The organism is Kitasatospora sp. NPDC057512 (assembly GCF_042802135.1).
Lineage (GTDB): Bacteria > Actinomycetota > Actinomycetes > Streptomycetales > Streptomycetaceae > Kitasatospora.
On sequence record NZ_JBHVET010000307.1, the window covers coordinates 1 to 9,244 of the forward strand.

The following is a 9,244-nucleotide window of genomic DNA, read 5'->3' on the forward strand; positions in this document are numbered from 1 at the left end:
CCCCCGGCACTGCGTCTGCCGGGGGCTCTCGGTGTTCGGTCGGTACCGCGTGTTCGGCCGGTATCGCCTCAGCAGCTGCCGGTGGCGGTCGGGGCGGGGGAGGGCTTGGTGGCCAGCGCGAGGGCGGCGGCCGCCTGGGTCTCGTCCAGCAGGGCGTTGTAGCTGTCGCCGATCACGAAGTCCACGGTGGTGTCGGTGCGGGCGTCGGCGGTGACGGCGGCCCCGGCGATCTGCGAGCCGACCAGGGTGCCCGCGCCGGCGCCGGCCGGACCGGCGATCACCTGGGCGGTGCCGGGCACCTTCTTGTCCAGCTCGGCCGGGGCGTTGCCGACCTTGCCGATGACGAAGCCGCGCTTCTTGAACTCCTCGGCCGTCCGGCCGGCCAGACCGGCCTTGGTGGTGGCGTTGTAGACGTTCACGGTGACGGCGGAGGGCTGCGGGACGGCGTGCGGGTCGCCCTGCGCGGCGGCGGGCGCACCGGAGGCGGCGGGGGTGCCCGGGGTGGCCCCCGGCGTCGGGGCGGCCAGCGGCTTGCCGGACGGGTCCGCGCAGGCCTGGGCCGAGGCGTTCTTGTTCCTGCCGGTGAAGATGTCGTACAGCTGCACGCCGCCGAGCGCGACCAGGGCCAGGGCGAGCAGGCCGGCGAGTGCGGCGATCACCTTGCGGCTCTTCTTCGGAGGCCGGCCCAGGCGCGGGTAGGTGTTGCCGGTGACGCGGTACTGCTTCCCCTTGAGGCCTTGGGGAGTCAACATGCTCACGGTTTGTCTCCCCCTCGTACCAGGGCGGGGTCGGGATGACGGATCGGCCGGGTGGGGACTTCCCCCGGTGCGGGCGGAATCCCCTGGTCGCGGCCGTAGTCAGCAGCGTAGTGCCGTACGGCCTCGAAGGTACTAAACGATCATCATCTGGCGTACCCCGGTACCCGAAAGGGGGTACCGGGGTACGCGCGGACCGCCCTCCGCCGAGTGGCGAGGGGGTGGTCCGGAAAGCCCGTGGGGGTCCGACGGCCCGGTCGGGGGTCCGTCACTCCATTTCGAGGACGCGGGCGTGCAGCACCTGGCGCTGCTGCAACGCCGCCCGGACGGCCCGGTGCAGACCGTCCTCCAGGTAGAGGTCGCCGTGCCACTTCACCACGTGGGCGAAGAGGTCCCCGTAGAACGTCGAGTCCTCGGCCAGGAGGGTTTCGAGGTCGAGTTGGCCCTTGGTGGTCACCAGCTGGTCGAGTCGCACCGGACGCGGGGCGACGTCAGCCCACTGGCGGGTGCTCGTCCGGCCGTGATCCGGGTACGGCCGCCCATTGCCGATGCGCTTGAAGATCACACGGAAAGCCTACCGTTCGGACGGCGGATGGCGCAGCAGCCGAGGCTCCGCCACGCGCGCCGGTGTGAACTGCGCATGGACGAATGCCGCTGTTTGATGGGAAATGTCGCGAACATCGCCCGGTGCCGATCGGGTTCCGTGCCGATGTCGAAGCGTTCCGAAGCGTTCCGATCCGCTCAGGAGTGTGCACCGATGGACTCCGACCTCACCCCGCAGGCCGTCCGGGAGATCGCCGCCGGGTACGCCTTCACCGGTCCCGCCCTCGACCTCGGCGCGGTGCTGCTGGACGGCACCGCGTACCCGGACGCCCAGGTGCGCATCCCGCTGGGCGTGCTCAACCGGCACGGGCTGGTCGCCGGGGCCACCGGCACCGGCAAGACCAAGACCCTCCAGCTGATCGCCGAACAGCTCTCCGAGCAGGGCGTACCGGTGTTCCTGGCCGACATCAAGGGGGACGTCTCCGGTGTCGCCGCGCCCGGGACGCCGAGCGAGCGGACCGGTGCCCGGGCCGCCGAGGTGGGGCAGCAGTGGGCGCCGCGCGGCTGCCCGGTCGAGTTCTACGCGCTCGGCGGGCAGGGCGCGGGCATCCCGGTCCGGGCCACCGTCACCAGCTTCGGGCCGCTGCTGCTGGCCAAGGTGCTCGACCTGAACGAGACCCAGGAGTCCTCGCTCAGCCTGGTGTTCCACTACGCCGACGCCAAGGGCCTGGAGCTCTACGACCTCAAGGACCTCACCGCGGTGATCGCCTTCCTCGCCTCGCCCGAGGGCAAGGAGGAGCTGCGGACCATCGGCGGGCTCTCGGCGGCCACCGCCGGGGTGATCCTGCGGGCACTCACCGTGCTGGAGAACGAGGGCGCCGGGGCGTTCTTCGGCGAGCCCGAGTTCGACACCGCCGAACTGCTGCGGACCGCTCCGGACGGCCGGGGCGTGGTCTCGGTGCTGGAACTGCCCGCGGTGCAGGACCGGCCGCGGCTGTTCTCCACCTTCCTGATGTGGCTGCTCGCCGACCTCTACCAGGAGCTGCCCGAGGTGGGCGACCCGGACAAGCCCAAGCTGGTGTTCTTCTTCGACGAGGCGCACCTGCTCTTCAAGGGCGCCTCCAAGGCCTTCCTGGAGGCGATCACCCAGACCGTGCGGCTGATCCGCTCCAAGGGCGTCGGCATCTTCTTCGTGACCCAGACGCCGCGGGACGTCCCGTCCGACGTGCTGGCGCAGTTGGGCAACCGGGTGCAGCACGCGCTGCGCGCCTACACCCCCGACGACGCCAAGGCGCTGAAGGCCACCGTCTCGACCTTCCCGCGCTCCTCGTACGACCTCGGCGCGGTGCTGACCTCGCTGGGCACCGGCGAGGCCGTGGTCACCGTCCTCTCCGAGAAGGGCGCGCCCACCCCGGTCGCGGCGACCAGGCTGCGGGCGCCGCAGTCGCTGATGGGGCCGATCGACGCGGCGGACCTGCGGGCCGTGGTGGACGCCTCGCCGCTGACGGCGCGCTACCGGGACGCGATCGACCGGGAGTCGGCGTACGAGAAGCTGGCGGCGCGCGCCCCCCGGCCGGAGGCGGCGCCGACCGGGCCTCCCGCGTCCGCTCCTCCCGAGCCGGCGGCGCGGCGGGAGGAGCGGGAGGGGAAGGCGCGGGAGCAGGCGGGCGTGGGCGGGCTGCTCGGGTCGCTGCTGAACAACCCGAGCGTCAAGTCCTTCGCGCGCTCGGCCGGGAAGCAGCTCGGGCAGGAGATCTCGCGCAGCCTGTTCGGGACGTCCAAGCGGCGGCGGTGACCGGCCTCGGGCCGGGGGCGGCGGTGACCGGCCTCAGGAGGAGAGCGCGGCGCCGATCCGGTCCAGGGAGGACAGCCGCATCAGGCCGTAGTGGTAGAACTCGACCTCGGGGACGCCGAGTTCGCGCAGGGTGGCGATCTTGGCGGCGAGGTTCTCCGGGCCGTCGCAGTCGGAGGACATCGGGCGCAGGATCACCGCCATGGACTTCGGGTGGACGCCGTGCAGGGCGAAGGCGGCGAGCTTCTCCCGGACGGCCTCCGGGGTCTTCGCGTAGCCGAGGGTCTCGATCTGGTCGACGGCCCCGGCGAGGGCGGGCAGGTCGATGCCGGCCAGCCAGCCGGTGCCCGGGCCGCCGCCGTCCATGAAGCTCAGCCGCATGCCGTGCCGGCGGGCCTGCTCGGAGAGGTCGGCGGCCAGCGAGGTGACGGTGGCGGCGGAGGCGTCCACGTAGGCGGCGAAGGCGCCGTCGGCGAGGGTGCTGAGGTCGGCGGGCCGGGCGGCGGCGGACTCGTCGGCCAGCCGGTGGCGCAGCTCGGCGCGGACCGCCTCGGCCACCTCCTCGGCCGGGACCCCGGCGGCGGTGGCGGCGGCGCGGCAGTGCGGGCAGAAGCAGACCCCGAGCAGGGCCTCGGCGGTCGGGCCGAGCTCCTCGAAGTAGCGCTCGTGGTGGTAGCCGTGGCGCAGTCCGTGGAAGTGCAGGGACTCGGCGCGGACCGCGTCCACGCCGTACCGGGCGAGTTCGGCCACCAGGGTCAGCGCGTACTCCCGGACCTCCGGGTTCGCCGGGCAGAGCTCGGTGAGGTGGCGGTCGCCGAAGGCGTTGGCCGGGGCGCAGTCGGGGTGGGCGAAGCCGAGCCGGTCGTTGTGGCAGAAGACCGTCCAGGCGTGCAGCTTCAGGCCGCGGCGGCGGGCCTCCTCGGCGGCCTCGGCGAAGGGGTCGCGGTCGCCGATCGCGGTGGACGGTGCGGGGGCGAGCCGGCGGCCCCGCCAGGCGGCCGGGTCCGGGCGGAAGTAGGCCGCGCCCGGTTCCAGGTAGCGGACCACCCGGCGGGGGTTGTGCGGGAAGACGTCGCGGGCCTCGTGGTAGACGGAGGCGAGGGTGACGCCGCCGACCCCGGCGCGGTCGGTGAGGTTGCCGAAGAAGGTGTCGGCGCCCTCGTCGAGCAGGTCGGCGGCGAAGGCGAGGACGGACGACTCCACGGTGCGGCTCCGGAGCTGGGGGAGGGTGAGCCGTCCACGCTAGCCGCAGGGGTGGGATTGGTCTATACCTGATGGGCCGGGCGGGCCAACGGGCCGATGGCCGCCGGGCCGGGGGGCTACAGGCCCAGGTCGTCCAGCTGCTTGAGCAGGGCGGATCCGGGGCTGTCCGGGGCGGCGGCGGGCTTCGGGGCCCGCTGCTCGGCCGGCCGGTTGCGGAGCAGGACGGCGGCGGCCAGCCCGCCGATCAGTCCGCCGAGGTGGCCCAGCCAGCTGACGCCCGGGGTGACCGGCAGCACGCCGATCAGGATCGTCGAGTAGACCGCCGCGACGGCGACGCCGACCACCGCGTCCAGCACGTTGCGGTCCAGGACGCCGCGCAGCACCACGTAGCCGAGGTAGCCGAAGACCAGGCCGCTCGCGCCCGCCGTCACGGTGTTCGGGCTCTCCAGCAGCCAGACCGTCAGCCCGCCGGACACCACGATCACCAGGCTGGCCAGCAGGAACTTCTTCATGCCCCGGTAGGCGGACAGGAAGCCGAGCACGAACAGCGGCCAGGAGTTGGCCTCGATGTGGTCCCAACTGAAGTGCAGGAACGGCATGGTGAACATCTCGGGCAGGTCGCCGATCCGCTCCGAGCGCAGCCCGAGCTCCCGCGACAGCCCGTAGTCGTCCAGCCAGTTGAGCACCTGGACCGACCAGATGACGGCCTGGAGGCCGAGCATGGTGAACAGCGCGTCGCGGGAGTCGGAGAGCAGACGGGTCATTCTGGAGGCCATGCCGTCGACTCTAGGGGCTGCGGGATCGCACACGCACCCGATGACGGCGACCCGTTTAGAGTGACCTGTGTCATTCCGACCGTGAGAGGTGACCAGCCCATGAGCAAGCGCGCGCCGCTGCCGTACGAGTTCCTTCCGCAGGTGCCGTCCTTCCCGCTGAGCAGCCAGGACATCACCGAAGGCGGCACGCTGGGCCGGGAGTTCGTCCACGCCGAGGGCAACCTCTCGCCGCAGCTGGCCTGGTCGGGCCTGCCGGAGGGCACCCGGAGCATCGCGGTCACCTGCTACGACCCGGACGCGCCGACCGGCTCTGGCTGGTGGCACTGGCTCGCCCTGGACCTGCCCGCCGACACCACCGGCCTGCCGCGCGGCGCCGGCTCCTCGGACGCCGACCTGCCCGGCGAGGCCTCCTTCCACGGCCGCAACGACTTCCCGGGCAACCGGTACGACGGCGCCGCCCCGCCGCCCGGCGCCCCGCACCGCTACGTCTTCGCGGTGCACGCGCTGGACGTGGAGAAGCTGGACGTCGCCGCCGACACCCCGCCGGCCCAGGTGGGCTTCAACCTCACCTTCCACACCCTGGGCCGGGCGCTGCTGACCGCCGAGTACGGGGTCTGAGCGGGGCCTGATCGATGTCGGTACCGGTGTCCGATCGTCCGGTCGAGGTCTGGCGGCTGCCCGAGGAGGACGTCCGGGCCGGCCGCCGGGCCCTGACCTGGACGGTCGGGCCGCAGGGGGAGCTGGCCGTCCTGGTGGTGCCGGAGCGGTACGCGGCACCGGCCGGTTCGTGGCCGGGCGCCCGGCTGCCGTTCGACGGCGAGGTGGTGGTGCGCGCCCCGCGGGGCGAGTGGCGGGTGCCGCTCGCCGGGGTCGGGGTCCCGCCGGACTTCCTGGCGCTGCTGCCGGGCGGCCGGGTGCTGCTGGTCGGAGGCCGGGCCGAGGAGTCGACGGACGGCTGGGAGCGCAACGGCCAGGTGTTCGGGCCGGACGGCCGGCTGACCCGCGAGCTGCAACTCGGCGACGACGTCCAGGCGTTGACCACCGACCGGGACGGCCGGATCTGGCTCGCCTTCGGGGACGAGGGCAACTACGGGGACAACCCGCTCGGCCAGTACGGCCTGCTCGGGCTGGACACCGCCGGACGGACCGTCTGGCGGCCGGACTTCGCGCAGCTGGGCGACCAGCCGCTGGAGGGCCTCGCCGCCGCCACCGAGGGACGGCGGGCCTGGCTGGCCTGGTACGGGGACCGGAGCCACCTCACCGGGATCGACCCGGACGGGGGCGAGCCCGTCGTCATGCGGCTGCCGGCCCGCCAGCCGGTGGGCTTCGCGATCGCCGGGGACCGGGCCGTGTTCCTCCAGCCCGGCGGCGAGCTGATCCGGTGCGAGCGGGAGAGCCGGAAGGGCTGGCGGGAGGTGCGCCGCGAGCGGGTCGGCGTCCCCGGCGGCCTCGACCGGGGGCGCGCGCACGGCCGGGACGGGGTGCTCTGGTTCCGGTCCGGCAACGGCTGGTTCCGGGTCGAGGCCTAGGTTCTGGTCCTCGGGGGCCGAGCCTCCGGGCCGGCCGCGTGGTGGGCGCGGGCGGCGAGCCGGCGCAGGTGCTCGCGCAGCGCCGGCGGTTCGTGCACCTCGAAGGGGCAGTCCAGCGACAGCAGCCGCATCGCCGTCCACTCCAGCGAGTCGGAACGGGAGCGGAGCCGGCAGCTGTGCCCGTCGATCGGCTCGACCTCGGAGTCGCCCGGCCGGAGGCTGTCGCGGACCCGCTCGGCCGGGGCGTGCACGGTGGCGACCACGGTGCCGCTCGGTGACGGACGGCGCAGCTTGCCCGCCACGTACGCGGCGGCGTCCTCGGCGGGGAGCGGGCGCGGGGTGAAGCGGACGCCGGTGGCGGCCGGGCCGCTCAGCCGGTCGACCCGGAACAGCCGCCAGTCCGCGCGGTCCAGGTCGTAGCCGACCAGGTACCAGCGGCGGCCGACCGAGACCAGCCGCTCGGGCTCGACCTGCCGACTGGTCTCGGCGCCGTCGTACGCCCGGTAGCCGAAGCGCAGCCGTTCCCGGGCGGTGACGGCGCGGGCGAGCACGGTGAGGTCCTCCGGGTCGACGGTCGGGCCGTCCCCGGCGAGCAGCGGCACCGTCGCGGAGTTGAGCGTCCCGACCTGGTGCCGCAGCCGCCCCGGCAGCACCTGGAGCAGTTTGCCGAGCGCCCGTACCGAGGCCTCCTCGATGCCGACCACGGCGTGCCCGGCTGCCGCGCGGAGCCCGACAGCGATGGCCACCGCCTCCTCGTCGTCCAGCAGCAGCGGGGGCATCGCGGTGCCCGCGACCAGTCGGTAGCCGCCCTCCGCGCCCATGCTGGCCCGCACCGGGTAGCCGAGCTCGCGCAGCCGGTCGATGTCGCGCCGGATGGTGCGGGGGCTGACGCCGAGCCGTTCGGCGAGCTCGCTGCCGGGCCACTCGCGCGGGGTCTGGAGCAGGGAGAGGAGGTTCAACAGCCGGGCCGGGGTGTCGCTCATGTACGCCTCTCGATGCTTCGCTCGCTCATGCCGTCCAGAATGCCGGACCAACTGGGACAGATTCTGACCTAGATGCCCGTTACTGTCGTGGACGTGGACAAGGTAGAGGAGTACGGAATGGGCACCGCGGCGGCGGAGCGACGAAGGTGGATCGCGCTGACGATCGTGATGGTCGCCTCCTTCATGGACCTGGTGGACGTGACCATCGTCAACATCGCCATCCCGAGCATCCAGCAGGACACCGGCGCCTCCTTCAGCGCCGTTCAGTGGGTCACCGGAGGCTACGCGCTGGCCTTCGCGATCGGGCTGATCACCGGCGGCCGGCTGGGCGACATCCACGGCCGCAAGCGGGTGTTCCTGATCGGGATCGGCGGCTTCACGCTGGCCTCGGCACTGTGCGGGCTGGCCTCCAGCCCGGAGATGCTGATCGCGACCCGGGTGCTCCAGGGCGGCACGGCCGCGCTGATGGTGCCGCAGGTGCTGTCGATCATCCACGCGACCTTCCCGGCGGAGGAGCGCGGCAAGGTGTTCGGCCTGTTCGGCGCGGTGGTCGGGCTGGGCGCGGTCTCCGGTCCGATGATCGGCGCGCTGCTCACCGAGTGGGACCTGTTCGGCCTGGCCTGGCGACCGATCTTCCTGATCAACCTGCCGGTCGGCATCGCCGGACTGCTGCTGGGCCGCCGCTTCATCGACGAGTCCAAGGCCGACCAGGCGCTGAAGCTGGACCTGGTGGGCGTGGCGCTGGCCAGCCTCGGCCTGCTGATGCTGATCTACCCGCTGACGCACGGCCGGGAGGCCGACTGGCCGCTGTGGGGCTACCTGTCGATGGCCGGGAGCCTGCCGGTGTTCGCGCTGTTCGTGGCGTACGAGAAGGTCAAGACGCGGCGGGACGGCTCGCCGCTGGTGGAGCTGGCGCTGTTCCGGGTGAAGTCCTTCGCGGCCGGGATCTGCGTGCAGCTGGCCTTCGGCGTGGCGCTCGGCATCTACTTCCTGGTCTGGACCCTCTACATGCAGATCGGGCTGGGCTGGAGCCCGCTCAAGGCCGGTGCGACCGGCATCCCGTTCTCGATCGCGGTCTCCACGGCGGCCGGACTGTCGGTGCAGAAGCTGGTGCCGCGGTTCGGGCGGAAGGTGCTGCAGACCGGCGCGCTGGTGATGGCGGCGGGCGTGCTCGTCTACATCTGGGAGGCGGACCGGTACGGGACGGCGATCACGGCCTGGCAGATGGCGCTGCCGCTGGTGGTGATGGGCCTCGGGATGGGGCTGATCGTCGCGCCGATCACCGACGCGGTGCTGGCGGAGGTGCCGCGTGAGCACGCCGGTTCGGCGTCCGGGCTGATCAACACCGTGCAGCAGGTGGGCAACGCGCTCGGGCTCGGCCTGGTGTCGGTGGCCTTCTTCGGGGCGATGGACGACGTGGTCGCGCCGGAGGCGGTCGGGACGGCGTTCGGCGGGGCCTTCGTGCACGCGATGTGGTGGGTCGCCGGGGTGCTGCTCGCGGTCTTCCTGCTGATGTTCGCGCTGCCGCGGCGGCGCAAGGCGCTCGGGGCCGTGGCCGGCTCCGGTGCCGGTTCCGCGGACGGTTCCACCGCGGAGCAGCAGGCGCCCGTCGTGGCCTGACGGAGCGCTCCCGTTCGCGGGCCCCGGTCGCGCGGCGCGGCCG

At 73.4% G+C, this 9,244-nt stretch carries 9 protein-coding genes; 4 read left to right on the forward strand and 5 right to left on the reverse strand.

The features are described 5' to 3' along the window. Window positions 1-68: 68 nt before the first annotated feature. Together ACFU6K_RS20610 and ACFU6K_RS20615 are read right to left on the reverse strand one after the other, a co-directional pair. A complete protein-coding gene (locus ACFU6K_RS20610; RefSeq protein ID WP_380665014.1) occupies window positions 69-752 on the reverse strand; it encodes a LytR C-terminal domain-containing protein in 684 nt (227 codons plus the stop codon). Window positions 753-1,023: 271 nt separating this feature from the next. After that, on the reverse strand, window positions 1,024-1,320 hold the full coding sequence (locus ACFU6K_RS20615; protein WP_030061387.1) for a type II toxin-antitoxin system VapB family antitoxin: 297 nt from the start codon (window positions 1,318-1,320) through the stop codon (window positions 1,024-1,026). 192 nt (window positions 1,321-1,512) lie between these two features. Between ACFU6K_RS20615 and ACFU6K_RS20620 the strand changes: the two genes are divergently transcribed. Beyond that, window positions 1,513-3,093 carry a helicase HerA-like domain-containing protein gene (locus ACFU6K_RS20620; RefSeq protein ID WP_380665002.1) on the forward strand — a complete coding sequence of 527 codons (1,581 nt, stop codon included), beginning with the start codon at window positions 1,513-1,515 and terminating at the stop codon, window positions 3,091-3,093. Window positions 3,094-3,126: 33 nt separating this feature from the next. Here ACFU6K_RS20620 and ACFU6K_RS20625 read toward each other — a convergent pair whose 3' ends face one another. Beyond that, window positions 3,127-4,293: a hypothetical protein gene (locus tag ACFU6K_RS20625; RefSeq protein WP_380665004.1), complete on the reverse strand. Its 1,167-nt coding sequence runs from the start codon at window positions 4,291-4,293 to the stop codon at window positions 3,127-3,129. 116 nt (window positions 4,294-4,409) lie between these two features. Continuing rightward, on the reverse strand, window positions 4,410-5,069 hold the full coding sequence (locus ACFU6K_RS20630; RefSeq protein WP_380665006.1) for a rhomboid family intramembrane serine protease: 660 nt from the start codon (window positions 5,067-5,069) through the stop codon (window positions 4,410-4,412). 99 nt (window positions 5,070-5,168) lie between these two features. Between ACFU6K_RS20630 and ACFU6K_RS20635 the strand changes: the two genes are divergently transcribed. Continuing rightward, window positions 5,169-5,687 (forward strand): YbhB/YbcL family Raf kinase inhibitor-like protein, encoded by a 519-nt coding sequence (locus ACFU6K_RS20635; RefSeq protein WP_380665008.1) that lies wholly within the window; start codon window positions 5,169-5,171, stop codon window positions 5,685-5,687. Window positions 5,688-5,713: 26 nt separating this feature from the next. Beyond that, the gene (locus tag ACFU6K_RS20640; RefSeq protein ID WP_380665010.1) at window positions 5,714-6,598 is read left to right on the forward strand and encodes a hypothetical protein; all 885 of its coding nucleotides are present in this window, start codon (window positions 5,714-5,716) and stop codon (window positions 6,596-6,598) included. On the opposite strand, the gene ACFU6K_RS20645 is transcribed toward ACFU6K_RS20640, so the two are convergent. Beyond that, window positions 6,595-7,581, reverse strand: a complete 987-nt coding sequence (locus tag ACFU6K_RS20645; protein ID WP_380665012.1) for a helix-turn-helix transcriptional regulator — start codon at window positions 7,579-7,581, stop codon at window positions 6,595-6,597. The two genes, ACFU6K_RS20640 and ACFU6K_RS20645, sit on opposite strands and share 4 nt — an antisense overlap. Window positions 7,582-7,698: 117 nt before the next feature. Between ACFU6K_RS20645 and ACFU6K_RS20650 the strand changes: the two genes are divergently transcribed. Further along, entirely contained in the window at window positions 7,699-9,201 is a 1,503-nt protein-coding gene (locus ACFU6K_RS20650) for an MFS transporter (protein ID WP_380665016.1), read from the forward strand. Window positions 9,202-9,244 lie beyond the last annotated feature (43 nt).